This is a genomic window from Aurantiacibacter arachoides (assembly GCF_009827335.1).
Classification (GTDB): domain Bacteria; phylum Pseudomonadota; class Alphaproteobacteria; order Sphingomonadales; family Sphingomonadaceae; genus Alteraurantiacibacter; species Alteraurantiacibacter arachoides.
The window spans coordinates 2,688,917-2,715,174 of record NZ_WTYH01000001.1 but is presented as its reverse complement, the minus strand read 5'-3'; the positions used below and the strand labels follow the sequence as shown (position 1 = coordinate 2,715,174).

The 26,258-nt window shown below is 66.6% G+C and carries 26 protein-coding genes and 1 tRNA gene; 11 read left to right on the top strand and 16 right to left on the bottom strand.

The genetic code is table 11. The annotated features are described in order from the left end of the window. Positions 1–47: 47 nt before the first annotated feature. The 7 genes from GRI62_RS13280 to GRI62_RS13250 form a co-directional block, all read right to left on the bottom strand. Entirely contained in the window at positions 48–1,166 is a 1,119-nt protein-coding gene (locus GRI62_RS13280; RefSeq protein ID WP_131451205.1) for a phosphatase domain-containing protein, read from the bottom strand. 52 nt (positions 1,167–1,218) lie between these two features. After that, a complete protein-coding gene (locus tag GRI62_RS13275) occupies positions 1,219–2,718 on the bottom strand; it encodes a PAS domain-containing protein (protein ID WP_131451204.1) in 1,500 nt (499 codons plus the stop codon). Between the two features lie 111 nt (positions 2,719–2,829). Beyond that, positions 2,830–3,189: a DUF2141 domain-containing protein gene (locus GRI62_RS13270; protein WP_325063701.1), complete on the bottom strand. Its 360-nt coding sequence runs from the start codon at positions 3,187–3,189 to the stop codon at positions 2,830–2,832. 65 nt (positions 3,190–3,254) lie between these two features. Beyond that, positions 3,255–3,995: a sterol desaturase family protein gene (locus GRI62_RS13265; protein WP_131451203.1), complete on the bottom strand. Its 741-nt coding sequence runs from the start codon at positions 3,993–3,995 to the stop codon at positions 3,255–3,257. Positions 3,996–4,035: 40 nt separating this feature from the next. Further along, entirely contained in the window at positions 4,036–4,563 is a 528-nt protein-coding gene (locus GRI62_RS13260; RefSeq protein ID WP_131451202.1) for an MmcB family DNA repair protein, read from the bottom strand. Between the two features lie 59 nt (positions 4,564–4,622). After that, on the bottom strand, positions 4,623–5,012 hold the full coding sequence (locus GRI62_RS13255; RefSeq protein ID WP_234027464.1) for a hypothetical protein: 390 nt from the start codon (positions 5,010–5,012) through the stop codon (positions 4,623–4,625). Positions 5,013–5,198: 186 nt separating this feature from the next. Continuing rightward, entirely contained in the window at positions 5,199–5,990 is a 792-nt protein-coding gene (locus tag GRI62_RS13250; RefSeq protein ID WP_131451201.1) for a hypothetical protein, read from the bottom strand. A 166-nt stretch (positions 5,991–6,156) separates the two neighbouring features. Here GRI62_RS13250 and GRI62_RS13245 point away from each other — a divergent pair, with 166 nt between their 5' ends. Continuing rightward, positions 6,157–6,552: a DUF6152 family protein gene (locus GRI62_RS13245; protein ID WP_131451200.1), complete on the top strand. Its 396-nt coding sequence runs from the start codon at positions 6,157–6,159 to the stop codon at positions 6,550–6,552. A 64-nt stretch (positions 6,553–6,616) separates the two neighbouring features. Beyond that, positions 6,617–6,693: transfer RNA gene (locus GRI62_RS13240), tRNA-Arg, on the top strand. A gap of 78 nt (positions 6,694–6,771) precedes the next feature. Here the strand turns inward: GRI62_RS13240 and GRI62_RS13235 are convergent. Beyond that, a complete protein-coding gene (locus GRI62_RS13235; protein WP_131451199.1) occupies positions 6,772–7,983 on the bottom strand; it encodes a M20 metallopeptidase family protein in 1,212 nt (403 codons plus the stop codon). A 189-nt stretch (positions 7,984–8,172) separates the two neighbouring features. On the opposite strand from GRI62_RS13235, the gene GRI62_RS13230 reads away from it, so the two are divergent. Continuing rightward, positions 8,173–9,213, top strand: a complete 1,041-nt coding sequence (locus GRI62_RS13230; RefSeq protein WP_131451198.1) for a diacylglycerol/lipid kinase family protein — start codon at positions 8,173–8,175, stop codon at positions 9,211–9,213. Then, complete coding sequence (locus GRI62_RS13225) at positions 9,210–10,121, top strand: hypothetical protein (RefSeq protein ID WP_131451197.1); 912 nt, start codon at positions 9,210–9,212, stop codon at positions 10,119–10,121. Before GRI62_RS13230 ends, GRI62_RS13225 begins: the two co-directional genes overlap by 4 nt. Before the next feature lie 4 nt (positions 10,122–10,125). Here GRI62_RS13225 and GRI62_RS13220 read toward each other — a convergent pair whose 3' ends face one another. Beyond that, the gene (locus tag GRI62_RS13220; protein WP_131451196.1) at positions 10,126–10,626 is read right to left on the bottom strand and encodes a DUF2141 domain-containing protein; all 501 of its coding nucleotides are present in this window, start codon (positions 10,624–10,626) and stop codon (positions 10,126–10,128) included. Positions 10,627–10,874: 248 nt separating this feature from the next. Here GRI62_RS13220 and rpe point away from each other — a divergent pair, with 248 nt between their 5' ends. From rpe to dxs, 6 genes are all read left to right on the top strand, one after another. After that, positions 10,875–11,540: a ribulose-phosphate 3-epimerase gene (gene rpe, locus GRI62_RS13215; RefSeq protein ID WP_131451195.1), complete on the top strand. Its 666-nt coding sequence runs from the start codon at positions 10,875–10,877 to the stop codon at positions 11,538–11,540. Beyond that, positions 11,537–13,414 (top strand): heparinase II/III family protein, encoded by a 1,878-nt coding sequence (locus tag GRI62_RS13210; RefSeq protein ID WP_131451194.1) that lies wholly within the window; start codon positions 11,537–11,539, stop codon positions 13,412–13,414. The genes rpe and GRI62_RS13210 overlap by 4 nt, the downstream gene beginning before the upstream one ends. A 9-nt stretch (positions 13,415–13,423) precedes the next feature. Continuing rightward, on the top strand, positions 13,424–15,013 hold the full coding sequence (gene purH / locus GRI62_RS13205; RefSeq protein WP_131451193.1) for a bifunctional phosphoribosylaminoimidazolecarboxamide formyltransferase/IMP cyclohydrolase: 1,590 nt from the start codon (positions 13,424–13,426) through the stop codon (positions 15,011–15,013). 217 nt (positions 15,014–15,230) lie between these two features. Next, positions 15,231–15,905, top strand: a complete 675-nt coding sequence (gene msrA, locus GRI62_RS13200) for a peptide-methionine (S)-S-oxide reductase MsrA (protein ID WP_131451192.1) — start codon at positions 15,231–15,233, stop codon at positions 15,903–15,905. Positions 15,906–15,945: 40 nt separating this feature from the next. Then, the gene (locus tag GRI62_RS13195; protein ID WP_131451191.1) at positions 15,946–16,410 is read left to right on the top strand and encodes a Fur family transcriptional regulator; all 465 of its coding nucleotides are present in this window, start codon (positions 15,946–15,948) and stop codon (positions 16,408–16,410) included. A gap of 86 nt (positions 16,411–16,496) precedes the next feature. Beyond that, positions 16,497–18,458, top strand: a complete 1,962-nt coding sequence (dxs, locus tag GRI62_RS13190) for a 1-deoxy-D-xylulose-5-phosphate synthase (protein WP_131451190.1) — start codon at positions 16,497–16,499, stop codon at positions 18,456–18,458. A 189-nt stretch (positions 18,459–18,647) separates the two neighbouring features. Here dxs and GRI62_RS13185 read toward each other — a convergent pair whose 3' ends face one another. Beyond that, positions 18,648–19,547, bottom strand: a complete 900-nt coding sequence (locus tag GRI62_RS13185) for a BON domain-containing protein (protein ID WP_131451189.1) — start codon at positions 19,545–19,547, stop codon at positions 18,648–18,650. Between the two features lie 289 nt (positions 19,548–19,836). Between GRI62_RS13185 and GRI62_RS13180 the strand changes: the two genes are divergently transcribed. Beyond that, on the top strand, positions 19,837–22,317 hold the full coding sequence (locus GRI62_RS13180) for a ligase-associated DNA damage response DEXH box helicase (RefSeq protein ID WP_131451188.1): 2,481 nt from the start codon (positions 19,837–19,839) through the stop codon (positions 22,315–22,317). Here the strand turns inward: GRI62_RS13180 and GRI62_RS13175 are convergent. From GRI62_RS13175 to GRI62_RS13150, 6 genes are all read right to left on the bottom strand, one after another. After that, positions 22,305–22,487: a hypothetical protein gene (locus GRI62_RS13175; RefSeq protein WP_131451187.1), complete on the bottom strand. Its 183-nt coding sequence runs from the start codon at positions 22,485–22,487 to the stop codon at positions 22,305–22,307. The two genes, GRI62_RS13180 and GRI62_RS13175, sit on opposite strands and share 13 nt — an antisense overlap. A gap of 243 nt (positions 22,488–22,730) precedes the next feature. Next, positions 22,731–23,171: an ExbD/TolR family protein gene (locus tag GRI62_RS13170; RefSeq protein ID WP_160731889.1), complete on the bottom strand. Its 441-nt coding sequence runs from the start codon at positions 23,169–23,171 to the stop codon at positions 22,731–22,733. Positions 23,172–23,306: 135 nt separating this feature from the next. Further along, entirely contained in the window at positions 23,307–23,762 is a 456-nt protein-coding gene (locus GRI62_RS13165; protein WP_131451185.1) for an ExbD/TolR family protein, read from the bottom strand. A gap of 33 nt (positions 23,763–23,795) precedes the next feature. Beyond that, positions 23,796–24,329: an ExbD/TolR family protein gene (locus tag GRI62_RS13160; protein WP_188669359.1), complete on the bottom strand. Its 534-nt coding sequence runs from the start codon at positions 24,327–24,329 to the stop codon at positions 23,796–23,798. Between the two features lie 85 nt (positions 24,330–24,414). Next, the gene (locus GRI62_RS13155) at positions 24,415–25,290 is read right to left on the bottom strand and encodes a MotA/TolQ/ExbB proton channel family protein (protein ID WP_131451183.1); all 876 of its coding nucleotides are present in this window, start codon (positions 25,288–25,290) and stop codon (positions 24,415–24,417) included. A gap of 32 nt (positions 25,291–25,322) precedes the next feature. Beyond that, on the bottom strand, positions 25,323–25,988 hold the full coding sequence (locus tag GRI62_RS13150) for an energy transducer TonB (protein ID WP_234027463.1): 666 nt from the start codon (positions 25,986–25,988) through the stop codon (positions 25,323–25,325). Between the last annotated feature and the right edge of the window lie 270 nt (positions 25,989–26,258).

The window sequence follows — 26,258 nt, the reverse complement described above, 5'->3', positions numbered from 1 at the left end:
TGTCGATCACGGCTGTAGACCCCGCCGCGCTGAACGGGAAATGAAGATTAGGCAGCACCCGTGCCCGGCGTTTCGTCCGCCACACGTTCCACCGTGCGCACGATGTGTTCGGTTTCGCCGCCCGGGGTGACGCCGATGGAGCGCAGGAAATCGAGCCCTTCGTCGTAACTGCGGCCGAGCCACAACGGTATGCCGGCCGCCTTCAGCGCGGCTTGACCCGCCAGTTCTTCGGGAGAGAATTCCTCCTCCGCCGCCTTGCGAATGAACACCGCGGCCACCCGGCCGGGAAAGGCCGCGGCGGCGTGCGCGAAGGCGGGCAGGTCGCCTTGCGTGTCGTCGCCGATCATGGCGAAGCGCAGTTCGGGATGCATGGCGAGAATCGCCGCGATCGCCGCCGTCTTGTGCGCGCCGTGGCTGGCCGAGCCGAAGGTATCGCGATCGAACCCCCAGTCGCGCAGCGCGATTGGCCCCAGCGGCATGGTCTTCACCCGCATGAAGGCGACGAGGTAGGAGAACAGGTTCCACGGACTGGACGACACGTAGAAGAACGGTCGCCGCGTCGCCGGCATCCGCTCGGCCCCGCGTTTCTCGCCTTCTTCGAGCAGCCCGCCGCCAAGCTGGCCGTAAAAGGTGTCCGCCCCCGGCACAGCCACGCGCTGGTGCGGCAGTTCGGCGAACACACGGCGCCAGTTGCGCACGATGTTGCGCAGGCCGCCGGTGATGCCGGTTTCCACGATGGTGTCGTCGATATCGGAAATGACCGCCAGGTCGCTCGTCGTGCCGGGTGCCAGCACGTAGGCGTCGACCTGCTGCGGCCCCTCTGTATTCACCCAGTGCAGGTGCGCGCGTTCCCACACCGGGAACGCTGGCAGGTCCCACGCCGGATCGAGCGGCACGTCGAAATGGATGTACCCCTCTGCATCGCCCGTCGCGGAGCAGTCGAGCAGCGGGCCATCGGGCCCCTCGATCACCAGCCGGACCACGACGCCCGCCACCTCGCGGCTGGCGAACTGGCGCACCATGGTGCGCATGGCCTGCCAGCGCGAACCGCTGTCGTAGACGCCGGGCGGCTGGCGCAGCGCGCGGGAACTCAGCACCAGACGGGTGCGGCTGCGATGCCCGAAATAGGGCTGGATGCGGGTGGAGACCCGGGGGGAGAACACCATGCAGGGCGGGCTAGCGGCTCATCGCCGGATTGCCCACCCCGCGTGGTGCAAATCAGGCCATGATCTGGCGCGCGGCCTTTTCGATCAGCGAGACATCGGGGGGAACTTCCCCCAGCACCGCGACCTCGCCAGAGGCGGATCGGCGGATCATCACCAGGGCGAATTCCTCGCCGCCCTGTTCGATCGCGGCAAAGGGCAGCTGCGGCAGGTCGCGCAACTTGCGCACGATGGCCTTGCGCGGCGCATTGCGCGCCTTGGCCGGATGGCCTTCCTGCCCGCGGCGAAAATCGCGCTCGGCAGCGACCACGCCCTTCAGCCCGCCCTCGGCGCTGCGCAGATGATCGCCCAGGGCACCTTGCGCGATACCGCTGCGCTGCGCGAAGGCGAGGACGGCGGCATATTCGGTCAGGCGGGTCTTGTCGTAGTCGGCGCCGAACACGAGCTTCACCACCGGTGTCATCGGTGCGCGGTCCTGCATGGCGATACCGGCCTCGGCCAGCAAGCCGGCAAAGGCGGCGGGTTCCTGCGCTGCGGCGAGGGCGAAATCCCAGGCACGGCCCACGGCTTCATAAAGCGCGGCGCGCGTGCGTTCTTCGCCGCTCCTGGCCTGGCGCGCCATGTCACGCGCGGCGGCGAGCCAGTCTGCCAGGCCCCGATATTCGGCAGTTTCGCCTTGCGGGGCAGCGATCAGGTCCTGGTGGCTGGCCTGTCCCGACAGGTCGAACGACGGGCGCGCCGTGACGGCTGGCGGGGAGACGGACAGGGCATCGTCGTCATTCTCGCCGGCACCTTCGCCGCCATCGTGACGGTGCAGGCTGGCGGGGCCATCGGCCCAGTCGGTCAGCGCGGTGGAAAGGCTCGGGCGCGGGCCGATGTCGCCCTCGTCCTCAAGCTCTTCGTCGAGTGCCTGGTCGATTTCGAGCATCAGTTCACCTGCGGCGCGGCTGTCGGCCATCTCCTTCCAGTTGATGACCCCGAAGATGAAGTCGATCGCCTCGTCGTCGCTGGAAAAGGGCAGCAGGATGCCGCGATAAAGGATGGTCGCGCCCGTTCCGTTGACGAATTCCGCCTCGAACCCGATCGGCGACTGGTTCGCGAGGATCTGCATGTAATGATCGGTGATTCGCGACAGCAGCGAGCGTGGCGGGACATGCGACAGGCGCTGCGGCAGCCGGTCGGTCGACGTCGCGCATTCCGCGCTCAGCTTGTCGCCGACGTAGGTGACGCTGGGATCGTCGACGCCATCGGTGAAATCGAGCAGCACCGAATGCGGCCCGAAGTCGGGCAGCCGCGTCGGATCAAGGTCCTCGATCGACGGAAAGTTGCGATCCTCGAGCAGGCTAGCCCAGAAATTGTAGGCGCGCACCTGCATCCGGCGTTCATCCTGCCCGATGGCAGGTGGCGGTGTGGCATCGCCTGCATGGCCAGCGTCAACGCCAGTGCCAGTGCCAGTGCCAGGGCCCGTGCCATCGGCATCGTCATCACGCGGGTCGGCGGCGGATTCGAATTCATGCGGTTCGAGCGAATCGAAATTGCCGCGCAGAGTGTCCATGCCCAAAAGCCCCTTTCCATTGGCTGGGCACCTTTTGGCGCGACGTGGTAAATTTTCGGTGAAGTCGCGCCGGCCATTTCATGCGCGCGTGACGCCAAGTATCTGCTTTTGCTAGAGCATGTATCGCATTCGAATGGTCTGCCGGACCGGCGAACCGCCGATTTCTATGGCCGCGGCGTCGAACGAGGGCAGTCCCATGCGCACCGGCGCATCGCGCGAAAAGCCGAAGCCTTCGCGCGGCATCATGCCCAGCGTGCGGTCGGCGCGGCCGTTGCCGTTCTCGTCATGCAACACCGCGATGGCGTAGGTTCCGGGGGGGACGTTGTGGAACGACACCACCCGTGCCTCGCCGGCGTCGATCACGCTGCGATACCCCTGCGCCGCGTCCTGGCATCGGGGGAAGCGCGACTGGTCGCGGGTCATGCACGCGCGCACCACGCCGTCTTGGTTGCGCAGGTTCGTGATCGTCACGCTGACGTCGACGCCAGCGGGCGGCGGCGGTGCGGCGGAAACCAGCAGCGGCGCGGTGAGCGCGGTCAGAACCGCGAGGCTTGCGAGGCTGGCTTTGGGGCGGCGAGGCCCTTGTCGGTGTTGCACAGGCGATCCCACAATCTGAAATAGAGGCCGTAGTTGCAGCGATATTCATCGTGATGCCGCTGATGGTGGCTCGCCGTTATCAGCCAGTTCCCTACGCGCGAATGAACGAGAGCGCGAGGAAACATCTCCCAGCCCATGTGATTGGTGACGCCCATCACCGTCATGATCCCCAGGACCATCCCCAGGACCCCGATGTGGACCGGCACCACGAACACCAGCGCCGGGATCACGAATGCGCCGGTCAGCGCCTCGATCGGGTGGAAACTCATCGCCGCCCAGGCAGTGGGCGGGCGGCTGGCATGATGCACGGCGTGGGCCACGCGGAACCACTTGGGCCGGTGCATCAGGCGGTGGGTCCAATAGAACCAGGTATCGTGGAGGAACAGGTAGACCAGCAGCGAAAGCGGCACATACCACAGCGGCATGGCGAACAGGTCGGTATAGATGCGGGTCCACCCGCGGTTCTGCCATCCCCAGACGACCACGCCCGCCGGCACCCCGTATATCGCTGCCGAGGCCAGCGACCAGCCGATCTCGCGGCGGATCTGCGCATCGAGCCCGGCGTAGTGGCCGGGACGGACCTTGCCCGTCGCCCAGGCAAAGGCCCCGCTCGTCAGCACGTAGCGGACGGCGACGATCGCGGTCATGGCGAGCGCGGAGACGAGGATGGCGACCCACATGGCTGCCGCTTATGCCCCCTCGGGGCCAGCGCTGCCAGCGTTAACCCGCCAGTTCGCCGCCCCAGTTGCTGCAATGAGGGTCCAGCCCGACAAGCTGGCGCCGCAGGGCGGTACGCGCGAGCCGCTCCACCTCGACCCGGCGGCGCGCGGCGGCGAGCGGGTGGCTGGGCGCGGGGCGGACGATTTCCGCATCATATTCGTCGGCCACGATCACCCCGCAGCAGTCGGGCCGGTAATCGGGCCCCTCCAGCACGGAACGATCGAGTTCGGGCGGCAGGCCCCAATAGAACCGGTCGCAGAAATCGAGGTAATCGGGCCACTTGCCATCACCCAGCAGGTCGCCGCGTGCGGTCTTGACCTCGACGATGACGATCTTGCCCTTGCCATCGATCCCCATGAGGTCGGCGCGCCGACCGTTGCGCAGCGGCATTTCGGTAAGCGCCCAGATGTCGTTGCGAGCGAACAGGCGGCAGATACCGCGGCAAACGGCGCGCGAACGGCGCGTGAATTCGTCCTCCACCAGGCCGGGGCGGGGGGAGGAGAGAGTGGCGGCGGGCGAATCATCCATGCCCGCGAAACTGGAACGAAATGAGAACACCGTCAAGCGGGATTGCACCCCGCGCAGCGTCAGGCGCTTCTGCGCGGCCCCATTCCACCGCTCGGCGGCAGCAGGCCGAGCATGGCGGTGCGCGCGGCGGAAAATTCGCGCCACAGGGCAAGTGCGGCGGGTTTGCAGTCGGCCCCGCGGGCGTTGATTGCCAGCAGGGCGGCAATGCCAGGCTCCATCACCGCGGCGAGGTCGATGCAGCCGTTGTCGGCCAGTTCGCGCCGCCACGGTTCGGCGTCGCGGATCTGCGCAGGGAAGTTGCGCACACCCTTGTCCTCGCGCTCGGGCTCGATCCCGGCGAGCATGGCGACCACCTTGCCCGCCTCCCCCAGCGCAGCCCAACGCATGCTGGTGGCGCTGGCATTGGTAACGGGGCGACCGATACCGAAACGATGGTGGGGTGCGTTCATGGATACGGCAGATACCGCTCGACTCGTTGAAAAGCCGTTAGCGAGGGGCGGAACCCGCCCGGCGAACCGATGGCCCTGACGCGGACTTACAGCAATCTCGGCGGCGAGGGGTTCGCGGCCACGGCCACACGCACGGCGCGCGGCTGGGAGGTAACGCCGCCGGTGCTGCGCTCGATGAGCTAGGGCTCACTCGCGCGGCGGGCCGAACGGATCATCCGTGCCCTCCAGCCCCAGGTCGACATTGGCCCCGTCCTCGCCCTCCACCAGGCGGTTGTTCTCGTTGCACACGTATTCGCGGATCTCCCAGTCCGGCTGGCGGCGATAGGCTATGGTCTGCACGAAGGGTTCGGCCAGCACGCCGGGATCGGTGATCGTCGTTTGCACCCACAGCACATCGTCCGCCGACAGCCAGAAATGCTCGTGTATCCGCATCTGCCCGGACGGGGTCACCCCGGCCATGTAAGTCACATACGGATTGAAGCCGACCGTATCGACCACCAGCGTATCGCCTTCCCAGTGCCCCACCGACGTGCCGTTGAACAGCGGGTCGGGATCGGTCGGCAGGGTGCGCCCGGGATCGACGGTGATGCGTCTCGCCTGGCTGTAGGTCTCTGCAAATACCGTGACCCGGCCCGGCGAAAAGAGGAATTCGATTGGATAGGGCTGGCGCATGATGCCGGGCATGCCGGGCGGGATACAGTGCACCTGCATGAACTGGTCTACTCCCTCGCTGGCCTGCCGCGCGCGGAACGCATCGAGCTGCGCCTGCGCCGCGGGGGTCAGCTTCGGGGTCACGACGATACGCCCGTCACGGCCGAACAGGGCGGACCGGTCGGGATCCCATACGCCGGTGAAGTCGGGCCAGCCGGTCACGTCCGCGTAATGGCTGGCGCGCGGAGGGACGTAGGCACTGTCCTGCGCCGCCAGCGGACCTGTGCAAACCACCACCAATGCCGCCGCCCCAAGCCATCGCCGCATGGTCATCACCCCCTCCGCCACATCCTGATGGCGCCCAGAGTGCTGTGCGGCAGGCCGGCAAGTCAAGCTGACCCGTCAAGCTGCGGGTTGATTGTGTCCGGCAAATGCTGGCAGGATGCCGGTGAGGCGACAGGGCGGCATCCAGTCGCGCGCCACAGGAGAGGCCATGAACCGCTTTTTCGCCAAGAAAGCCGGCACGATCGGCGCGGTCGTGTTTCTGGGGCTGGCAATGCTGAGCATTCCGGCATCCTCGCACCACTCGACGGCGATGTTCGACTGGGGGCGCGAAACCCGGCTGGAGAACCTCACCATCGAACGCTGGGTGTGGACCAATCCGCACACCTTCATCTACGCCCGCGATACGGCGGGCAACCGCTGGGCATTCGAAGGCATGAGCCCCAATCACCTCAGCCGCGCCGGCTGGTCGCGCCGCAGCCTCGCACCCGGCGAAACGATCGCCCTCACCTACTACCCCTTGCGTGACGGCCGCCGCGGCGGGTTCAACGTGCGTGTTTTTCGCGAGGGCGGCGAAACCCTGCAACAACTGCCAAGCGCGATGTAACCGCGCGCCGCTTGCGAGATTTGGCTTGGCGGGTGCGCCAGCCGTTGCTACGCGCTGCCCCCTGGCACCCGTAGCTCAGCTGGATAGAGCGCTGCCCTCCGAAGGCAGAGGCCACAGGTTCGAATCCTGTCGGGTGCGCCAGGGGCTCTGCGTTGCACCAGTTATTGCGGACATCCTGTCGCCCTCGCCGGGCGGCAGCGGCTTGCGGCTGCTGCTCGCCTAGTCGAAGCCGCGGTCGAGGAAGCGGGTAGCGCAGCCGGCGAGGAAGGCGGTGCCCTTGGGCAGCACGGCTTCGTCCAGCACCATGTGGGTGGAATGCAGGCCGCAGCAATCCTGCCAGTCCGCTCCCTTGGCGGCGACGCCCACGAAGAACATCGCGCCCGGTATCTTTTCCAGCACGTAGGAGAAGTCCTCCGCCCCCATCGTGGGCGCGGGGCGGGTCTGCCAGGGATGCTCACCGCCCAGATCCGTTGCCACCGTCTCACCCAGCGCGACAGCGCGGGCATCGTTGATGGTCGGCGGGAAGCCTGGCGTGATCTTGATCTCGGCGGTGCAGCGGTGGGCGCGGGCGATGTTCTCGGCCACCTCGCGCGCTGCTTCGCGCATCGCCGCGCGGCGTTCGGGCGATAGCGTGCGGATCGTGCCGAGGAGATAGGCGGAATCGGGGATGACGTTGTTGGTGGTGCCTGCCTCGATCTTGCCGATGGTGAGGACGGTCGCCTCGGTAGCGGCGAAGCGACGGGTGATCATGCTCTGCAGCGCGATCACGATTTCGGCGGCGACGGGCACGGGATCGACGGCATCCTGCGGCATGGAGGCGTGGCCACCCTTGCCGGTGACGGTGATCTCGATCATGTCGGCGCTGGCCATCATGGCGCCGGCGCGCGCCTCTACACGCCCGTGCGGCGCGTTGGGCCAGATGTGGATGGCAAAGGCGGCGTCGGGCAGCGGATAGTCGCCAGCACCGCCGAGCAGTCCGTCCTCCAGCATGAAGCGCGCGCCGTGGAAGCCTTCCTCGCCCGGCTGGAACATGAAGCGCACCTCGCCCGCCAGGTCGTCGCGCCTGTCCGCCAGCACGCGCGCCGCGCCCGCCAGCATGGCGGTGTGTGCATCGTGGCCGCAGGCGTGCATCCGCCCGTCGATGGTGGAGGCAAAGGCCAGCCCCGTGCGCTCGGTCATGGGCAGGGCGTCCATGTCGCCGCGCAGCAGCACGCTGCGGCCGGGCCTGCCGCCTTTCAGCACGGCCACCGCGCCGGTGCAGCCAGGCCCCTCGCGCCATTCCAGCGGCAGGTCGGCGAGGGCGGCCTTGACCTTGGCGAGCGTCCGCGGCGTTTCCAGCCCCAGTTCGGGTTCGGCATGGATCGCGCGGCGCAGCGAGATGATGGCATCGGCGTGCCCGCGCGCGGCGTCGAGCAGGGATCGGGTGAGCATGCGGGGCAACTCCGATGATGGAACGATTGCATGGAGCCTAGGCCCCCGTCCCGGCGACTGGCAAGCGCAAGCTGGCAGCACTGGCTGTGGCGGCCTTGCATCGCCATGTGGCAATGGCGCGACAGTTGCAGGCGGGAAAGACAATCCCCATAGCCATTTACGGGTGTGGGGGTGTAAAGGCGCAGCGCGATGCACGGCGGTATCCATACATTCGAGCGACTGCCGCAGGTCGGCCCGGCGCGGCCTGTGCGCCGCGACCCGGCGAACGAGGGCGCGCTTTCGCCCATCCGTTCGCGCCCGCTGGTCGGCCTCATCCGTAACGCGCGCAGTCATCGCAACGAGAATACCGATGCCCCTGCCGACGTGCTGGATGGCGTGATCGTCAAACGTCCGAACCGGCGCGGCGAGTTGCCCGGCATGCTTGCCGATTTTGCCGCGCGGCAGGTCGATTGCATCGTCATCGACGGTGGCGACGGCACGATCCGCGACGTGCTGACCTGCGGCGCCGGCATCTTCGGTGACGACTGGCCCATGCTGATCGTGCTGCCTGCGGGCAAGACCAATGCCCTCGCCATCGACCTCGGCATCCCCGCCGACTGGACGTTTCGCGATGCGCTGACGGCCTTGAGCGCAGGGCGGACGGTGGAGCGGCGCCCGCTGGTGATCGCCCAGCGCGACGATCCGCGATCGCAAGTGCGCGGGTTCATCATGGGCGGTGGCATCTTCACGCGCAGCATCGCGCTGGGCCAGAAGAGCCACGACCTGGGCGCCTTCAATGCCGCCGTCGTCGGGGTGACAGCAGCGTGGAGCGTGTTGCAGGCCTTGCTCGGCAACAGCCGCAACGGCTGGCGCAGCGGATCGCGCATGCGCGTGTTCTGCGAGGACGGCAGCGAGGTGGCGCATTTCGGCGGGCTGCCGGAAGACGAGCGCTACCTGTTGTTCGCGTCATCGCTGAAGAACTTTCCCTTGGGGCTCGACCCGATGCGGGGGCTACCCGGCGCGGTGCGGCTGATCCTGCTCGACAATTCCCGGCGCAGCCTGCTGCTGCGGATCGGCGCCGTGATGCGCGGGCGGATGAGCCAGGCGACGCTGCGGCGCGGTGTTCATCGCCTGGGCGGCAATGCGTTTTCCATCACGCTGGAAGATACCTTCGTGCTCGACGGGGAGGCCTTTCCGCCCGGGGACTATCGCCTCGGCGCGGGCGCCCCGCTGCGCTTCGTGGTGCCGTGACCCTGGCCTTGCGCGCCGGGCCGGTGCTCGCCCGCCCTGTCGATCCTGCCGTGACCGCCTTTGCCGATCGCCTGGCGCGCGAGGCGGGCGCGCTGGCCGTGCTGTTCTATGGCTCCAACCTCAGGACCGGACTGCGCGAGGGCGTGCTCGACTTCTACGTCCTTTTGCCGGGCGCGCCCGAGCGCGGGTTATGGCCCACCGTGTCCTATCGCGAGTGGATGCACCGCGGCGACGGCACCAGCGAAATGCTGCGCGCCAAGATCGCCACCATGACCCTGGCAAAATTCACAGAGGCAGCGGCGGGCGAGACCCTGGATACCACGATATGGGCGCGCTTCGTGCAGCCCAGCGCGCTGGTCTGGAGCCGCGATGCGACGGCGCGCACGCAAGTTGCCGAAGCGGTGGCGGCGGCCTGCCGCACCGCGGCGCGGCTGGCAGTGGCGGTGGGGCCGGCGCACGGGACAGAGGCTGACTATTGGCGGGCGCTGTTTCGCGCCACCTACCGGGCTGAGCTGCGGGTGGAAAGACCGGGCCGGGAGGAGTCCATCCTCGCGCTCAACGCGGCACATTTCGAAGGTCTGCTGCCGCTCGCGCTGGAAAGCGCCGACATTCCTTTTTCGCAAGCCGATGGCGTCATCCGCCCATCACTGCCGCGCGGAAGGCGCGACGCTATCCTGCGCTGGTGGACGAGGCGGCGGCGGCTCGGCAAGCCGCTCAACCTGGCGCGCCTGCTGCGCGCCACGCGCACGTTCGACGGGGCCGGGCGCTACGCGGCCTGGAAGGTGGAACGGCACACCGGCATCAGGATCGAGATGACGCCGTGGCGCGAACGCCACCCCATGCTCGCCGCGCTGCTCGTGGGGCCCGGGGTGCTGAATCAGGTGTGGCGCGCAAAGCGCACGCCTTGATGCCTCACATGTAACGCATGCGGATGGACATCGGCTTCACCTCGCGCCCGACCGAGAACCGCGTGCGCTCCACGCTGGGGCGGCCGAGGTTGAAGATATTGATGCTGGGATTGTTCGACATGCCGCCGCCATCGGTGCGCAGGTCGGTACCGCCATTGCCGTTTACGTCGTGGCGGATCGCGATGGCATAGGTGCCGGCGGCGGGCACGGGCATGCATACCTGCATGGTGCCAGCGCGTGCGGGCAATTCTATGCGATTGAGCCAGCGACCGCTTTCCAGCCAGTCGGCGCTGGTGCCGCGGTAGAGCTGGACGCGCAAGGTGCCGCGCGAGGCGGAAACCCCGGCCACGGTGATCCACACCGCCGGCCCGGCACCCTGGCAGGGCGCGGCCGAATGGCGGATTTCGTTACGATACTGCTGCGCGCTCGCCGGCGTGGCGAGGCCGGTTGCAAACAGCGCACCTGCAAGGATCGCCGCACTGGTCATGGAAGGTCGTCTGGTCATAATTTCTCGCCTAGTCAGGTCAGGTCGGCTCCCGGATCAGCCTCGGTCCGACGCACGGATCGGGCATGATCGAGATCATGCGGGCTGTAACGGAATGTTCGCCCCTGCCCATGATCGCCAGGCACTGAATGGCGGCTTAAGCATCGCCAGGCGCCATTTGCCGCAAGTTTTCCCCCGCCATCATGGGCAAACCGCCCATCGCCGCCTTGAGCGGCGATTCGCGCGCCCCTATCGCTGCTCGTTAACTTATGGCGCGCCCGCTCATCTCGCCTTCGATCCTTTCGGCCGATTTTGCCCGGCTGGGCGAAGAGGTGCGCGCGATCGACGAAGCCGGGTGCGACTGGATCCATGTCGACGTGATGGACGGGCATTACGTGCCCAACATCACCATCGGGCCCGACGTGGTAAAGGCCCTGCGGCCCTATTCGGCCAAGACCTTCGACGTTCACCTGATGGTCTCCCCCGTCGATGCCTGGATCGAACCGTTTGCGCAGGCCGGGGCCGACATGATCACGGTGCATCCCGAGGCGGGTGCCCATGTCCACCGCACGGTCCAGGCCATTCGCAACGCCGGCTGCAAGGCAGGTATCTCGCTCAATCCCGGAACGCCCGCCAAGATGCTCGATTACCTCCTTGAGGAGATCGACCTGGTGCTGGTGATGAGCGTGAACCCCGGTTTTGGCGGCCAGAGCTTCATTGCCAGCCAGTTGCGCAAGATCGCGGCGATCCGCAGCATGATCGACAAGGGCGGGCACGACGTGCTGATCGAGGTCGACGGCGGCGTCACCCCGGAAACGGCAAGGCTCTGTGTGGACGCCGGGGCCGACGTGCTGGTGGCGGGTTCGGCCACCTTCAAAGGTGGGCCGGACCATTACGCACGCAATATCGCCGCGCTGCGCGGGGACGGTGAATGAACGCCGAAACGCTCGAACTGGCGCGGGCGGCGCGACAGCGCCGGGGCCAGGATCGGAGTGCAGAGGATGCCGCGGGTGCTTTTGCGCTGAACGACGGGATCGATGAGGCGCTGGTGGAACGTGCTCCCGAAACCATCTCAGCCGACCGCGCCCTGGTCGTCACCGATTTCGCGCCTCCGGAAATCACGCCGGGCGAACGCGTGATGCGCTTCGCCTATCGCATGGGGCTGCCGGGTCCGCTGCTGATCGCGCCGTTCCGCAAGCCGGCCGGGCTGCGGCTGCTGGCAACAGTGGAAAGTCCGCTGCCTGGCGAGCGGGCCACCGGTATGGCCCTTCGCGCGGGGCATTTCACCATCCACGGCCTGAAGGCCCCCATCGAGCAGGTGGACTTCGGGCCCACCGCCAAGCTCACCCCGCCGTTCGAAAGCGCGGTCCACGGCTTTGGCTGGCTGCGCGATCTCGATAGCTGCACCCCGCGCCAGCAATGCACGGCCGTGGCAGAGCGTCTGCTGACGCGCTGGCTGGACGCCAATCCTGCACAGGGCAGGGGGGCGGGCAAGGGGCCGGCGTGGAAGGTCGAATTTGCCGGGCATCGCCTGCTCGCCTGGCTGGTGCACGCGCCGCTTATCCTCTCGGGCAAGGACGGCAGATTGCGCGCGCGGGCGATGGCAGAGATGGCGCAGACGGCGCGCTGGCTGGATCGCCATGTCGGCAAGGCGGACGACCGGCTGGGCGAGGTGGCCGGCTGGTGTGCGATCGTCGCCGCAGGCCTGCTGCTGCCCGAAGGCAAGCCGCGGCGCCTGTTTGGCGAGGCTGGCCTGGCCCACGCGCTGGGCGAACTTGTGGGCGAGGATGGCGGCGTGCTGTCGCGTTCGCCGGTGGCGCAGATGGAGGCGGTGGCGCTGCTCGTCGATCTTGCCGCCTGCTATCGCGCCGTGCGCCGCGAGATACCGCAGGCGATCGCCCGCGTGCAGGCCATGCTGGTGCCGCCGCTGCTGGCGCTCACCCATGGCGATGGCGGCCTTGGCAGCTGGCAGGGCGGGGCCGCGACCCCGGCAGACCGGCTGGCCGCGCTGGTCGAGGCAAGTGGTGTGCGCGCCCGTCCGCTCAAGGATCCGCGCGGCTGGGGTTACCAGCGGCTGGCGGCCCGGCCTGCGGTATTGCAGGTCGATGCCTCGCCGCCGCCGCTCGGCCGCCATGCGCGCAACGGCTGCGCGTCCACGCTGGCGTTCGAATTCAGTCACGGCGATCATCGGCTGATCGTCAACTGCGGTGGCGCCGCGCTGGCCGGCGGGCAGGTGCCGATCCGCATCGAACAGGGCCTGCGTGCCACCGCGGCGCATTCCACGCTGACGCTGGGCGATGCCAATTCCACCGCCGTACTGCTCGACGGCAAACTGGGCAGCGGCGTAGGCGAGGTCGAGGTGGACCTGCGGGCCGTGAAGCTGGACGAAACAGGCGCGGGGGGCGGCGCGCGACGCCTGGAGGCGAGCCACGATGGCTATGCGGCGCGCTTTGGCCTGCTGCACAAGCGCATTCTGATCCTGCGCGATGACGGCAGCGAGCTGCGCGGGGAGGACGTGCTCGTCCCCTCGGGGCGCAAGGGCCAGCGCGGCAAGGTGCCCTACGCCATCCGTTTCCACCTTGGTCGCCATGTCGAGGCGACGCTGACGCCGGGCGGCAAGGGCGCCAGCCTGCTGCTGCCCGACGGCGCGCTGTGGCAGTTCGCGACCGGGGCCGAGAAGGTCGAAATCGAGGAAAGCCTGTGGGTCGATGGCAACGGCCGCCCACATTCGGTACAGCAGTTGGTGATCCAGGGCCTCGCGTCGCGCGGGGGTGGCAATTTCGCCTGGCTGCTGAAGAAGATGGGATAGCATTCACGCATGGACGACGTAGCAATCAGGCGGGCGCTGCTGTCGGTGTCCGACAAGACGGGTATCGTCGAGCTGGCGAGTCGCCTGGCGAAGAACGGGGTCGAACTCGTTTCCACCGGCGGCACCGCACGGGCGCTGCGCGAGGCGGGGCTCGATGTGCGCGACGTATCCGACGTGACCGGCTTTCCCGAGATGATGGACGGCCGGGTGAAGACGCTGCACCCGATGATCCACGGCGGATTGCTGGCCGTGCGCGACGATCCCGACCATGCGCGGGCGATGGACACGCACGAGATCGGCGCGATCGACCTTGTCGTGGTTAACCTCTACCCCTTCGCGCAGACCGTCGCGAGCGGCGCGGATCGTGACACGGTGATCGAGAACATCGACATCGGCGGGCCGAGCATGGTGCGTTCGGCGGCCAAGAACCACGCCTACGTGACGATTCTCACCGATCCGGCGGATTATGCCGCGCTTTACGAAGAACTGGCCGATCACGACGGGGCGACCACGCTGGTGTTCCGCAAGCGCATGGCTGCCAAGGCCTTTGCCGCCACCGCCGCCTACGACAGCGCCATCGGCCAGTGGTTCGCCTTTGCCGACCAGCAGGAGCGTTTCCCCGCCTCGCTCAGCCTCGCCATGACCCGCGGCGACACGCTGCGCTATGGCGAGAACCCGCACCAGCACGCGGCGCTCTACCTGCCCGCTGGCCCTGCCGGCATGGGCGTGCCCCAGGCAAGCCAGGTGCAGGGCAAGGAGCTAAGCTACAACAACCTGAACGACGCCGACGCGGCGCTGGGGCTGGTGGCAGAATTTCCCGCCGATCGCCCCGCCGTGGTCATCGTGAAACATGCCAACCCCTGCGGCGTGGCCGTGGCGGATACCCTGCACGAGGCGTGGGAGGCCGCGCTCGCGTGTGACAGCGTGTCGGCCTTCGGTGGCATCGTCGCCAGCAATGTCTCGCTGGACGGGCCGACCGCGCAGGCTATCACGCGGATCTTCACCGAAGTCGTCATCGCTCCGGGTGCCGACGACGCCGCGCGGCAAGCCTTTGCCGCCAAACCCAACCTGCGGCTGCTGCTGGTCGATAGCCTGCCCGATCCGGCGCGCTTCGGCCTGGAAATGAAGAGCATCGCGGGCGGATACCTGCTGCAGTCGCGCGACGACGGCGTGGTGGGCGAGGGCGACCTCACGGTGGTGACGCAGCGCCAGCCGACGCCAGGCGAACTCGCCGATGCGCTGTTCGCGTGGAAGGTTGCCAAGCACGTCAAGTCCAATGCCATCGTCTACGCCAGGGACGGCGCGACCGCGGGCATCGGCGCAGGCCAGATGAACCGCCGCGATTCCAGCCGCATCGCCGCCCAGCGTGCCGCCGAGGCCGCAGAGGCCGCCGGGTGGGATGCGCCGCGCACCCACGGCAGCGCGGTTGCCTCCGACGCGTTCTTTCCGTTCAAAGATGGCCTGCTCTCGGCTATCGAGGCAGGGGCGACGATGGTGATCCAGCCGGGCGGATCGACGCGCGACGACGAGGTGATCGCCGCCGCCGACGAGGCGGGCATTGCCATGGTCTTTACCGGCAAGCGGCATTTCCGCCACTAGGCGCGTCATCGAGCGCCAAGCAGGGCTTAACCCAGCACAACAATCGAATTCAGGCGAAGGTAACCCCTGTCTTGTAGGACGGGGACCAAGACCTATTTCGACTGGACAGAATCATGAAACTTTTCAACTCGGACCTCTTTCGCTCGTTCTTCGTCGGCTTCGGCGCCACCGCCGTATTCCTGGCGGTGGACATCCTCCCCAAGCTCGGAGTGGCGTAATGCGCATCAAATCCCTCTTCCTTGCCGCTACGCTGGGTCTGGGCGCGCTTTCGCTGCCTGCTACGGCCATGGCGGAAGAGGTGTTCGATGCGCCCGTTGCCACCCGGCAGGCCAATGAGCGTGGCCTTCAGACCGCCATCTTTGCCGGTGGCTGCTTCTGGGGCATCGAGGGTGTGTTCAGCCACGTTCGCGGCGTGACGAGTGCGGTATCGGGCTATCACGGCGGCAGTGCCAACACTGCGACCTATCGCCAGGTGTCGGCCGGCGGCACCAGCCATGCCGAAGCCGTGCGGGTAACCTACGATCCGTCTGTCGTCCGCTACGACCAGTTGTTGCAGATCCTGTTCTCCGTGGGTGCCGACCCCACCCTGGTCAATCGCCAGGGGCCCGATCGTGGAAGCCAGTATCGTTCCGCCATCGTGCCGGTCACGGCGGAGCAGCGTGCCGTGGCACAGGCCTATGTTCGGCAGATGGGCGCCTCGGGCGTGTGGCGCAGCCCCATCGCGGCGCGGGTGGAAAGCTACCAGCGCTTCTATCCGGCAGAGGCCGATCACCAGGATTACATGCTCAATAATCCGACCAGCGGCTATATCCGTCGGTGGGACGCCCCCAAGGTGGCGGCTTTGCGCACGCAGTTCCCCTCGCTGTATCGCGAACGCTTCCGCACCGGCTGAGCCGATTGCCGAAGCGTGCCGCCGCCCCTATGTTACGGGCATGGCAACACAGCACAAGCATCATGAGCATTCGGGCGACCGGCTGATCGAGGAAGCCGCGGCCGTCCTTGTCGACGCAGGCGAACAATGGACCGCCATGCGCGAGGGCGTGTTTCGCGCCCTTGCCGCGATGGAACGGCCTGCCAGCGCCTATGACATTGCCGAGGATGTGGGCAAGCTGCGCGGCAAGCGCGTGGCCGCCAACAGTGTTTATCGCATTCTCGACCTGTTCGTGCGCGCCAACCTTGCGAACCGGATCGAGAGCGCGAACGCCTATCTGGTCAACACCCATCCCGGCTGCCGGCACGATTGCGTCTTCCTGATCTGCGACGATTGCGGCCAGGCCGACCATTTCGACGATGACAGGTTGACCGGCGCCCTGCGCGATGCCGGCAAGGTGCATGGGTTTGCCCAGGTGCGCCCGGTCGTCGAACTGCGCGGCCTGTGCGCCGATTGCGCCGGCTGACAGCCCGCAGGTCCGCGCACAAGATTGTGACCGGGCCGGTTCTCCGGTTCATCGACAGGCAGAATTTTCGTGTGTAGGGTGGCGCGATGACTTCTGCCCGTCCGCACACTCCCCTTCTCGACACCGTCGATACGCCCCACGACCTGCGCCGCCTGAGCCCCGACCAGCTTCGCCAGCTGTCGGACGAGTTGCGCACGGAGATGATCGATGCCGTCGGCTCCACCGGCGGTCACCTTGGCAGCGGCCTTGGCGTGGTCGAACTGACCGTGGCGATCCATTACGTGTTCAACACGCCGGAAGACCGGCTGATCTGGGACGTCGGGCACCAGGCCTATCCGCACAAGATCATCACCGGCCGGCGCGATCGCATCCGCACCCTGCGCCAGGGCGGCGGGCTTTCGGGCTTTACCAAGCGATCCGAGAGCGAATACGATCCCTTCGGCGCGGCGCACTCGTCCACCTCGATCAGCGCGGGGCTGGGCTTTGCCGTCGCCAACAAGCTGAAGGGCCAGCCGGGCAAGGCGATCGCGGTGATCGGCGACGGCGCGATGAGCGCAGGCATGGCCTACGAGGCGATGAACAACGCCGAGCAGGCGGGGAACCGCCTCATCGTCATCCTCAACGACAACGACATGTCGATCGCCCCGCCCGTCGGCGGGCTGTCTGCCTATCTCGCGCGCATGGTATCGAGCAGCGAATACCTTGGACTGCGCAGCCTTGCGTCCAAGGTGGCGCGCAAGCTTTCGCGCAAGGTCCACTCCGGCCTTGAAAAGGCGGAGGAATTTACCCGCGGCATGGTGACCGGCGGGACCATGTTCGAAGAACTTGGCTTCTATTACGTAGGGCCCATCGACGGCCACAACCTCGATCACCTGCTGCCGGTTCTGGAAAACGTGCGCGACAGCGAGCAGGGGCCGATCCTCGTCCATGTCGTGACCACCAAGGGCAAGGGCTATCCCTTTGCCGAGAATAGCGCCGACAAGTATCACGGCGTGCCGAAATTCGACGTGGTGACGGGCGAAAAGGCCAAGTCCGCCAGCGGTCCGCCCGCCTACCAGAACGTGTTCGGTGAAACGCTGGCCAGGCTGGCCGATACGGACGATCGCATCTGCGCCATCACCGCCGCCATGCCGAGCGGCACCGGGGTGGACAAGTTCGCCCAGGCGCACCCGACCCGCGCCTTTGACGTCGGCATCGCGGAACAACATGGCGTGACCTTTGCCGCCGGCCTGGCCGCGCAGGGGATGCGGCCGTTCGCGGCGATCTATTCCACCTTCCTCCAGCGCGCCTACGATCAGGTGGTGCACGACGTGGCGATCCAGAACCTGCCCGTGCGCTTCGCCATCGACCGCGCCGGCCTCGTCGGCGCCGATGGCGCAACCCATGCTGGCAGCTTCGACGTGACCTATCTGGCGAGCCTGCCCAATTTCGTGGTGATGGCCGCTGCGGACGAGGCCGAACTCGCCCACATGACCTATACCGCCGCCGAGCATGACAGCGGGCCCATCGCGTTTCGCTATCCGCGCGGCAATGGCACGGGCGTGGAAATTCCGGCACAGCTGCAGAAGCTGGACATCGGCAAGGGCCGGATCGTGCGCCCCCAATCCGGCGAAATCGAGAAGGGTGGCAAGGTCGCCATCCTCTCGCTCGGCACGCGGCTGGAAGAAGCGAAAAAGGCAGCCGATCAGCTGGAGGCCAAGGGCCTTGCCACCACGGTCGCCGACATGCGCTTCGCCAAGCCGCTCGACGAGGATCTCATCCGCCGCCTCGCCGCCAGCCATGATGTGCTGGTCACCATCGAGGAAGCTGCCATCGGCGGCCTGGGGGCCCACGTCCTCACCATGGCGAGCGACGAGGGCCTGATCGATCCCGACAGTGCCACGGGCGGCCTCAAGATCCGCACCATGCGCCTGCCGGACGTGTTCCTCGACCACGACGATCCGACAAAACAGTACGACGAGGCCGGTCTGAACGCGCCGCAGATCGTGGAAACCGTGCTGAACGCGCTGCGGCATAACAGCGCCGGTGTGGAGGAAGCACGGGCCTGACGGTCACGGGGAAACCCGGCTGGCGGCGCTGCCATGGTGCAGACGGCGGGGTGAAGGACCCCAGACCCGGTCATTATCGTCATGCAGGGTCTGCGAAAGCCATTTCCCGGATCTGCTGGGCCGATCAGGCGACGCAAAAAGGGGCCCGCCGCAGCGAGCCCCTCGTAGCGTAACGGTATCGAATCCTGATCAGGATTCGGTCTGCAAGGTGCCTTGCGCGGTGGCGCCCGTCTGCGAGGTGGTGCCGCTCTGCGAGCCGCTGCCCATCACGCGCAGGTTGTTCTGCACATGGTTGACCCCGGAAATCCCGTGGATGCAATCCTCCGCCCGGCGCTTCTCCCAGCGGGTGCCGACCGTGCCATCCAGCGTGACTTCGTTGTTATCGCAGGTCACCTGGATGTTGCTCGCATCGACACCGCGGTCGTGCGTCAGCTTTTCGCAAGCATCTTCCAGCAGGCGTTCGTTGGACCGCGAATAGTTGCTTGGCCCGCGGCCGCTGTGATCCTCGCGGCGGCGGCGTTCCGCCTCGTCGTCACCGAACCAGCTGGCGATTTCGTCGCCCGCGCGTTCGAAGAATCCGCGATCGTGGTCGGAGCGGTTGCCGCTGCCGGCATAGCCGCCACCCGAATAGCCACCGCTAGAGGAAGAGCCGCCGCTGTATGCGGTGCCGCCGCTCGTCATGCCGTAGCCACGCGAATAGTCGCTTTGGCCACCGTAGCCGCCGCTCATGGCCTCCCCGCCATAGCTGTCGCCACGGAAGCTGCCATGCATGCCCGACGACTGCGATCCACCGCCGGCGGCACCATAGCTCCCGCCGGGGCGATCGTATTCGTCGAGCGGCGCGTAGGAAGACCGTGAGCGACCCTGCTGGCTCGATTGGTAGCCACTCCCCTGCATGCCACCGCGCGAACTGCCGTAGCTGTCATTGTCAAAACGGTCACTGCCGAACTGATCGTAGGAACTCTGCATATCGTCACCATAGCGGTTCGATCGGTCGCTCTGGAATTGCTCCTCCTGCCAGCTGGAACGCTGACGCGGCATGTCCTGATTGGAACTGCGATTGGGGTTTCGTTGATAACGGTCGGCCATGATAGTCTCCTCTCCTGTCGCGAGAGAACTCAATTCGCGGTCTGCAAGAAGGACAGGGCAAGTTCGCGCAGACCGTCGGCGCTATTCTGTGCGCCTTGTGATTGTCCAACGGACGCTATGGCTGAATCGCTCCACGGCTCGGCGCGCAGAAAGCGCGTTTTGGCGAAACAAGCGATTGTATTGGCATAGCAATGCCGGTCGAATTGGTACGGCCCAGCGACAAGTCGCGAAATGATATGCAGCGCAGGTCCATCTTGCCCCGGACCCGGACAACCATCATTTCATCTTCATGGCCGAATCCGTTGTCCCGCCCGAAATTGCCGCATGGTTTGCCGGTCGGGGCTGGCGTGTGCGGCGCCACCAAGCAGAGATGCTGACGGCGAGCGATGCCGGCCGGCACGCCATGCTGGTGGCCGATACCGGCGCCGGCAAGACGCTGGCGGGTTTCCTGCCCACGCTCGCGGCGTTCGCCCCCTCCCGCATCGGATCGGGCACCAGGCCTGACGGGCTCCATACGCTGTATGTCTCACCGTTGAAGGCCCTCGGGCATGACGTTCAGCGCAACCTGCTCGCCCCGATCGCGGAGATGGGGCTGGACATCACCGTCGAGACCCGCAGCGGCGATACGCCATCCGATCGCAAGAAACGCCAGCGCAGCCGCCCGCCCAACGTGTTGCTCACCACGCCCGAAAGCCTGTCGCTGCTGCTGAGTTTCGAGGATAGCGCGACATTGTTTGCCGGACTGAAGCGCGTGGTGATTGACGAAATCCACGCCTTTGCCACGCAGAAGCGCGGCGATCTGCTCGCGCTCGCGCTCACGCGGTTGCAGGCGATTGCTCCGACCGTGCAGCGCGCCGCCCTGTCAGCCACGCTGGCCGATCCAGAGGCCTTTCGCGGCTGGATCGCGCCATGGGGCGATGTCGATACCGTGGCGATGGTGGAGGGCGAGGAGGGCGCCGAGCCGGAGGTGGAGATCCTGCTGCCCGACGAGGAGCGCGTGCCGTGGGGCGGCCACGCGGCGACCTGGTCGATCCCGCAGCTTTACCAGCGCATCCGCGCCAACAACACCACGCTGGTGTTCACCAACACGCGCTTTCTCGCCGAATACATCTTCCAGCACCTGTGGGATGCGAACGAGGACAACCTGCCCATCGGCATTCACCACGGGTCGCTGAGCAAGGAAGCGCGGCGCAAGGTGGAGGCGGCGATGGCGCGCGGCGATCTGCGCGCGCTGGTGTGCACGGCCAGCCTCGATCTGGGGGTCGACTGGGGCGATATTGACCTCGTCGTGCAGATGGGCGCGCCCAAGGGCTCCAGCCGGCTGTTGCAGCGCATCGGGCGCGCCAACCACCGGCTCGACAGCCCCAGCCGGGCCTTGCTGGTGCCTGGCAACCGCTTCGAATTTCTGGAAGCGACCGCAGCCAAGGAAGCCGTCGAGGAAGGCCAGCGCGACGGCGAGGATTTCCGCCCCGGCGGGCTCGATGTCCTGGCCCAGCACGTGATGGGTTGCGCCTGCGCGGGGCCGTTCGCGGAAAAGGAATTGCTGTCCGAAATCCGCTCGTGCTGGGCCTATGCCATGATCGACGAGGACACGTGGGCGCGCGTGCTCGAATTCGTCGCCACGGGGGGGTATTCGCTGCGCGCCTACGACAAGTTCAAACGCATCGTGCGCGAGGTGGATGCGAACGGGGATGCCATCTGGCGACTGAGCCACCCTGAGCAGGCCTATCGCCACCGCATGAACGCCGGGATCATCGTCGATTCCGAAATGCTGGAAGTGCGCTTCCGCAGCGGGCGCAGCCTGGGCAAGGTGGAGGAACGCTTCGCCGCATCGTTGCGCACGGGTGACACGTTCCAGTTCGCCGGCGTCAACGTCGAGGTCGAACAGCTAAAGGACATGGAGCTGATCGTGCGCGCCAGCAGCAAGGCGGCGATGATCCCCTCCTACGGCGGGCTGCGCCTGCCGCTGACCACGCACCTGGCGGACCGGGTGCGCGCGATGCTGGTCGACCGGGCTGGCTGGGCGCGGTTCCCCGATGACGTGCGCGAATGGCTGGAAGTGCAGGATTGGCGCAGCCAGATGCCGGGGCCGGACAACCTGCTGGTCGAAAGCTTCCCGCACGCCAAGCGGCACTACACCGTCTATTACACCTTCATTGGCTGGAACGCGAACCAGTCGCTGGGCATGCTCATCACCAAGCGGATGGAGGACCTGGGCCTGATGCCCGGCGGGTTCACGGCCAATGATTACTCACTGGCGGTCTGGGGATTGCGGCCTGTCGACGATCCGGCCGCGCTCCTCTCCCCCGATATCCTGACCGACGAATTCATCGACTGGGTGCAGGATTCGCACCTGTTGCGGCGCGCCTTTCGCGAGGTCGCGGTGATTGGCGGGCTGGTGGAGCGGCAGCACCCCGGCAAGCGCAAGACCGGGCGGCAGGTAACCTTTTCCACCGATCTGATCTACGACGTGCTGCGCAAGTACGAGCCTGACCACGTGCTGATCGAGGCCGCCTGGCAGGATGCCCGTGCGCGGATGACCGATATCGGCCGCCTGGGCGATCTGCTCGACACCGCGGGCGAACGGCTGGAGCACGTCGTGCTCGACCGGGTCAGCCCGCTGGCAGTGCCGGTGATGGTGATGGTAGGCCGCGAAAGCGTTCCGCAGGGGGCGCAGGACGACGAACTGCTGCTGGAGGCCGAAAGCCTGGCCAGCGCGGCGATGCGGGTGGAGGAACTGCCGGGATTGGAGCCCGATTACTCCGGGTAAGTGTCCCTGCATTCCCGGCGCTGGGGCGCAATCGCCAAGGCCGCGCTGGCACCGCGATCAGGGCGGAACCTGGCGGTGTTCGAAAGATCATCGGGTTCGATGCAAAGCGCAGGCTGCGGGTTTTGGCCGAGCGTTTGCGAGAGGATCGCCTGCAACGCGATGTCTTCCACGCTTGGGCCCTTCCATAAGACCTGCCCAACGCAGTCGAGAGAGAAGCGATCGCCGTGCGGCGTGAGGGGCGGCAGCGCGTCATCGCAGAGCTACGGGAGATCGACCGCTATGGCTGCGCGTGCATCGGACAGGTTGTGGCGACCAGCGCCCTCCCGGTCGGCACCTTCCCGGCGACCGGCGAGGCCGATTTGTGGCGGATGGGCTGGCCGTGGTTGTAGGCGAACGGCGCGAGGCAGGATCGCCTAGTTCGCATCCCACTGCCGGTAGCGTTCGTTACCGGCAAATGCGAAGCGGCGGATGTCCGCCTCGCCAACGAGATGGATGACCTGCGCCGCGTCGTCGTAACTGGCGTTCGCTTCGGGCTCGAAACGTATGACCGGGTCGGCGGCATTGGCGGCGGCCATGGCAAGGCGGCCTTGCAGTTCGGTACGGGATAGCGCGTCGCCGTTCCACAGGACCGCGCCGCCCTCTGTGACGACCAGGGCTATCTGCTCGGGTTCGCTTGGCGCGTTGTCACTGGTCGGCAGATCGACGTCGATCTGGTGCGTGGCGATCGGAACGCTCAGGATGACCATGACAAGCAGGACGAGCAGCACGTCGATCAGCGGCGTGACGTTGAGGTCCATTATGGGTGATGGTGTGGTGACCGTGTGCCGGCCCAGCAGTCGGGAACGAAACGCCATGGCATTCTCCTCTCGATCTTGTGACATCATAACATCACGTGGAAGGAGGCAAGTCAAGAGCCACGGGAGCGTGTCCGTTCCGGGCAACAAAAAAGGCGGCCGAAGCCGCCTTTTCGTATCTACCATTCGGCAGGATCAGCTTTGCAGCGGCGCGCAATCGCCGCAGCCGAAGCTGCGATACTGTTCGTTGCCGACGAAGCCGAACTTGGTCACCCCCGAGGCCTTGATGATGTTCAGCACCTGGGCTGCCAGATCGTAGCTTGCCTGAGCCTCGGGCTCAAACTGCAGTTCCGGCTCCACCGCGAAGGAGAGCGACTGCTGCAGGTTGCCGACCAGCTGACCTTGGCTGATGGGCTGGGCATTCCACAGGATGTCGCCTTGGGGCGTGAGCACGATCTTGTTCTTGATCGGGTCCACCGGCGGATTGTCCGGCGTGTTGCTGGGCGCGGGAAGATCGATGTTCACCGCGTGGGTGGCCACCGGAATGGTGATGATGAACATGATGAGGAGCACGAGCAGGACGTCGATCAACGGCGTCATGTTCATTTCCATCATCGGCGCGCCGTCGTCTGAACCGCCTGCCATTGCCATGATTGCGTACTCCTAAACCTGTACCAGCGTCGATCAGTTGGGATCGACGGGATTCGAAATGAAGGCAACGGTGGGATAGCCGGCCGCCTGGATGTTGAAGATCGTGCCGGCAACGCAGCGCCACGGGGCGTTCTTGTCGCCGCGGATGTGCACCTGCGGGATCAGGTCGGGATCCTGCATGATCGCTTCCGGTCCGCCGGCACGCTGCACGATGGCATCGAGACGGGCGAAGGCGGCGTCATACAGATCGCTCGAATCAACCAGCGTCGTGTTATTCAGGAAGATCCGGCACTCGCCTTCGCGAATCGCCCCGGAAAAGCCCGAACGGATCGTGCGCGGGGTGCGCCCTTCGGCATCGGTCGTCGACACCGTGATCAGCAGGTTCTCCACCTTGTCGTCCGATTCGTTCGACGCGATGATGGGGATCTGCAGTTCCTCCACGGTCTGGATGGCCACCGGAACGGCGATCAGAAAGATGATCAGCAGCACCAGCATCACGTCCACCAGCGGCGTGGTGTTGATGTCGGACATCGGGGTTTCTTCGCCGGCTCCCAATGAAATGGCCATGTGTCTCGTCCTATCTCACAAAACTTGCTTTGAAAGCGGCGGGCACCCGCATGCGAAGGTGCCCGCCAGCGTTCGGTACGTTCAATCAGCGCTTCGGCGTGGTCGTCGTCGTAGTGGTCGTCGAAGCCGAACCGACCGGACGCGCGGTGGCCGGAGCGGCACCCATGGTCGTGGTGGTCGAGCCTGTGGCACCGGCAGCGGCCGGGGCGGTGCGGGCAGCCTTGCCGGCCTGCTGCGTGGAGGTGCCGGTCATGATGGCCGGCTTCACCGCGCCGCGCGAGGTGATGTTCGCCTGCAGGTCGGTCGAGAAGCCCGAAAGCATCGCGGCGATGCGACGGTTGCGCGACTGCAGGTAGTTGTAGGCAAACACCGCGGGCACGGCGACCAGCAGGCCGATGGCGGTCATGATGAGCGCTTCACCCACCGGGCCGGCGACCTTGTCGATCGAGGCAGAGCCCGAGAGGCCGATGTTGATGAGCGCGCGATAGATGCCGATCACGGTGCCGAGCAGGCCGACGAACGGTGCGGTAGCACCCACGGTGGCGAGGAACGGCAGACCGCCGGCGAGCTTGGCGTTGATTGCGGATTCCGAACGGGCCAGCGTGCCGTGCAGCCAGTCGTGCGATTCCAGGCTGTCCTGCATCTTGGACGATTCGTCGCCGGCACGGATGCCGTCATCGACCAGCTGGCGCCAGGCGCTGTTCTTGTCGAACTTGTTGGCGCCGTCCTTGATGCTGCCGGCATTCCAGAACGCGGTACGGTTCGAGCTGTACTCGCGCATCACGCGGTTCTGTTCGAAATACTTCGTGATCAGGATGTAGAACGATCCGACCGACATGATGATCATGACGGCAAGGATCGACCAGGCGACCGGGCCGCCTTCTTCCATGGCCTTGACGAAGCCGAATTCATTGACCGGCGCAGCTTCGCCGCCCGTCGCTGCCAAAAGTTCGATAAGCATGCTGAAAATCCTCTTCTAGAGAAATCTAGTAATTAGTTGAGCTGGTACACGATGCTGGTCGAGAACGAGCCCGAGGTGGGGTTCCCGTCACGATCCAGCGCCGGTGTGAAACGGGCATACCGCTCCATGCCATCGCAGGCAGCAGCATCCAGTTCCGGATCGGCTGGCCGGGTCACACGGCAGCCAGACACGCGGCCATTCGGTCCTACCGTCACGGAGACACCGACGGTGCCCTCGATCTCGCGGCGCAGGGCGCGCGAGGGGTAGTTTTCCGAAATCCGGCGAGCCCAGCCTTGCTGGCCTTCGGGCGACGCGGCACGCGAACGGTCCACGGCGGGTGGTGGCGGCGGCGGCGGAGCCGGGCGCGGCGCGGGCGGCGCTGCTGGCGCGGGCGGCGGAACGATGCGCGCAGGCGGAGCCGGCGGCGGAATGTTCGGCTGCACCTGCACAGGCGGCGGGTTGGGCGCGATCCGGATCGGCGGCGGCGGCGCGACCGGCGGCGGCGGAGCGACGTCCGGCTGCGGCTCAGGCGGCGGCGGCTCTTCCTCAGGTGGCGGCGGCTCCTCGATATCCACGGTCGTCACCCGCTCCATCGCTTCCTTCACCGCCGAAATGGCGAGTCCGGTCACGAGCAGGTATCCGATACCAATGTGGATGAGGGCAACGATGATAATCGCGACGATGCGATTACCGCTCATTTGTTGGTCAGCGTAAGCCATCCAGTCCCTTCACTCCATTTCCTTGCCGGATACGTTCCGGCTTGTGCAACTCGCAGGATTGTCTTCCTGCCAGCCGATACCTTCGATTGTCCAGCCCATAAGTGTTTCGCAAAGGCAACCGCCGACACGTAGAATCGTGCCAAATCGGCCACGCAAAGCATGTTTTTAGTTCTCTTCAGGGCTTCGGGCGGCGTCTTAACCGTCCGGTAAGGCATCGGCAAACCCTTTATCGGCCCGGTCGCAATTGAC

Bases quoted from the DNA above. Each gene is read 5' to 3' on its own strand.
- GRI62_RS13280 (WP_131451205.1), bottom strand. From the start codon at position 1,166: ATGGTGTTCTCCCCCCGGGTCTCCACCCGCATCCAGCCCTATTTCGGG.
- GRI62_RS13275 (WP_131451204.1), bottom strand. From the start codon at position 2,718: ATGGACACTCTGCGCGGCAATTTCGATTCGCTCGAACCGCATGAATTC.
- GRI62_RS13265 (WP_131451203.1), bottom strand. From the start codon at position 3,995: ATGTGGGTCGCCATCCTCGTCTCCGCGCTCGCCATGACCGCGATCGTC.
- GRI62_RS13260 (WP_131451202.1), bottom strand. From the start codon at position 4,563: ATGGATGATTCGCCCGCCGCCACTCTCTCCTCCCCCCGCCCCGGCCTG.
- GRI62_RS13255 (WP_234027464.1), bottom strand. From the start codon at position 5,012: ATGAACGCACCCCACCATCGTTTCGGTATCGGTCGCCCCGTTACCAAT.
- GRI62_RS13250 (WP_131451201.1), bottom strand. From the start codon at position 5,990: ATGCGGCGATGGCTTGGGGCGGCGGCATTGGTGGTGGTTTGCACAGGT.
- GRI62_RS13245 (WP_131451200.1), top strand. From the start codon at position 6,157: ATGAACCGCTTTTTCGCCAAGAAAGCCGGCACGATCGGCGCGGTCGTG.
- GRI62_RS13235 (WP_131451199.1), bottom strand. From the start codon at position 7,983: ATGCTCACCCGATCCCTGCTCGACGCCGCGCGCGGGCACGCCGATGCC.
- GRI62_RS13230 (WP_131451198.1), top strand. From the start codon at position 8,173: ATGCACGGCGGTATCCATACATTCGAGCGACTGCCGCAGGTCGGCCCG.
- GRI62_RS13220 (WP_131451196.1), bottom strand. From the start codon at position 10,626: ATGACCAGACGACCTTCCATGACCAGTGCGGCGATCCTTGCAGGTGCG.
- rpe (WP_131451195.1), top strand. From the start codon at position 10,875: ATGGCGCGCCCGCTCATCTCGCCTTCGATCCTTTCGGCCGATTTTGCC.
- GRI62_RS13210 (WP_131451194.1), top strand. From the start codon at position 11,537: ATGAACGCCGAAACGCTCGAACTGGCGCGGGCGGCGCGACAGCGCCGG.
- purH (WP_131451193.1), top strand. From the start codon at position 13,424: ATGGACGACGTAGCAATCAGGCGGGCGCTGCTGTCGGTGTCCGACAAG.
- msrA (WP_131451192.1), top strand. From the start codon at position 15,231: ATGCGCATCAAATCCCTCTTCCTTGCCGCTACGCTGGGTCTGGGCGCG.
- GRI62_RS13195 (WP_131451191.1), top strand. From the start codon at position 15,946: ATGGCAACACAGCACAAGCATCATGAGCATTCGGGCGACCGGCTGATC.
- dxs (WP_131451190.1), top strand. From the start codon at position 16,497: ATGACTTCTGCCCGTCCGCACACTCCCCTTCTCGACACCGTCGATACG.
- GRI62_RS13185 (WP_131451189.1), bottom strand. From the start codon at position 19,547: ATGGCCGACCGTTATCAACGAAACCCCAATCGCAGTTCCAATCAGGAC.
- GRI62_RS13180 (WP_131451188.1), top strand. From the start codon at position 19,837: ATGGCCGAATCCGTTGTCCCGCCCGAAATTGCCGCATGGTTTGCCGGT.
- GRI62_RS13170 (WP_160731889.1), bottom strand. From the start codon at position 23,171: ATGGCGTTTCGTTCCCGACTGCTGGGCCGGCACACGGTCACCACACCA.
- GRI62_RS13165 (WP_131451185.1), bottom strand. From the start codon at position 23,762: ATGGCAATGGCAGGCGGTTCAGACGACGGCGCGCCGATGATGGAAATG.
- GRI62_RS13160 (WP_188669359.1), bottom strand. From the start codon at position 24,329: ATGGCCATTTCATTGGGAGCCGGCGAAGAAACCCCGATGTCCGACATC.
- GRI62_RS13155 (WP_131451183.1), bottom strand. From the start codon at position 25,290: ATGCTTATCGAACTTTTGGCAGCGACGGGCGGCGAAGCTGCGCCGGTC.
- GRI62_RS13150 (WP_234027463.1), bottom strand. From the start codon at position 25,988: ATGAGCGGTAATCGCATCGTCGCGATTATCATCGTTGCCCTCATCCAC.